The 1218-nt window shown below is 35.8% G+C and carries 2 protein-coding genes; both read right to left on the reverse strand.

Annotation, left to right across the window (positions count from 1 at the left end; genetic code table 11):
* On the reverse strand, window positions 1-710 hold a 710-nt coding region (locus tag IEX65_RS27950), incomplete at its 3' end, for a DDE-type integrase/transposase/recombinase (RefSeq protein WP_188771716.1).
* A complete protein-coding gene (locus IEX65_RS28265; protein ID WP_374757867.1) occupies window positions 652-1188 on the reverse strand; it encodes a helix-turn-helix domain-containing protein in 537 nt (178 codons plus the stop codon). The genes IEX65_RS28265 and IEX65_RS27950, both read right to left, overlap by 59 nt.
* Window positions 1189-1218: the final 30 nt, after the last annotated feature.

Genomic DNA, 1218 nt, shown 5'->3' on the forward strand with positions numbered 1-1218 from the left:
CTTTGAAATACTGTCAAATTTTGGACATTGGCTTTAGTCAAGGATATTAATTGAAAGTTTTTAATAATTTCGAGTTTTTCATCGTAAGCGGTAAAAGTTTGATTATTTGGATTAAAGGATATGGTAATATATTTTTTAGTCCATTTTCTGCCGATGCTAATTTTTTGATGAAAAAGAGAAATACAACCCGTTTTATCAACAATTCTAACCCAATTAAATTGAGCTATAAATGCCAATACTTTGGAGAAGTCAAATGATTCAGGCTGGTATTTTCTTTGATTATGCTCTAATTCGGGGAATGAGCTAATTCTTGTTCTTCCATTAAGCTTGGCAACAGGAAAAGAAAATAGTTGATAATGTTTTACTTGATTAATAGCATTTTGTAATTCTTCAACTGATTTTTTGGTATGAGCCTCAGCCCAACGAGCAGTTAAACCATTATGGTTTTCTACAACACCGTTTTGTTGTGGGGTATGGATTTTGTTAAAAATAACGTCTATATCCAAAGCTTTGAGCCATAAAACTAAACCAGAAGGGACATCTTGATAAGATGTACGGAAAGGTCTACCATTATCAAGGCGAATTTGTTTAGGCATACCCCATCGCTGGAATGCTTGCAATAGAAAAGCTTGAATATCTCTCACATTAACCTCATTGATTTGTTTGTGGGGGGAAAACTCGGCTATCAAGCAGACTCCGAGAATATTCATCACTTATATTGAGCCAACAAACTCTTTGACCATTGGCTATGCAAAAGCGTTCTTTGGCATCTATTTGCCATGTTTGATGTACCTCTATATTTTGACTAATATTTAGTTTGGGTGAGGTACTCTTGGGACGATTCAGTGACTGTGCTCTGAACCATAACTGAAAAGTTCGTATCGTAGGTATTGCCTTAGTTGGGTAACGATTATAAAGTATACTCCGAATTAAGGGTGCTCCCCATTGAGGATGATGTCGTTTTAACCAAAGTGCACATCGATACACTAACTTATCGCTTTGTATAGCACGATTCTGACCATACTTTGTACTTAGACCTGCTAAGCCAGTAGATTTATATTGTCTAACAATTTTTCGTACACCATCATAACTCTTCCCAGTGGCTTTGGCTATACTTGTATAGCTTAACCCTGATTGGTGAAAAGTTACTATTTGCTGACGTAAGTTCAGTGGTAAGGCTTGTCCCATTTCTTTTGACAGTATTTCAAAGAACTATTG

Origin of the sequence: Emticicia aquatilis (genome assembly GCF_014644295.1) — a bacterium.
Lineage (GTDB): Bacteria > Bacteroidota > Bacteroidia > Cytophagales > Spirosomataceae > Emticicia > Emticicia aquatilis.

Coding starts and splice junctions, on each gene's coding strand:
- IEX65_RS28265 (WP_374757867.1), bottom strand. CDS start 1,188: ATGGGACAAGCCTTACCACTGAACTTACGTCAGCAAATAGTAACTTTT.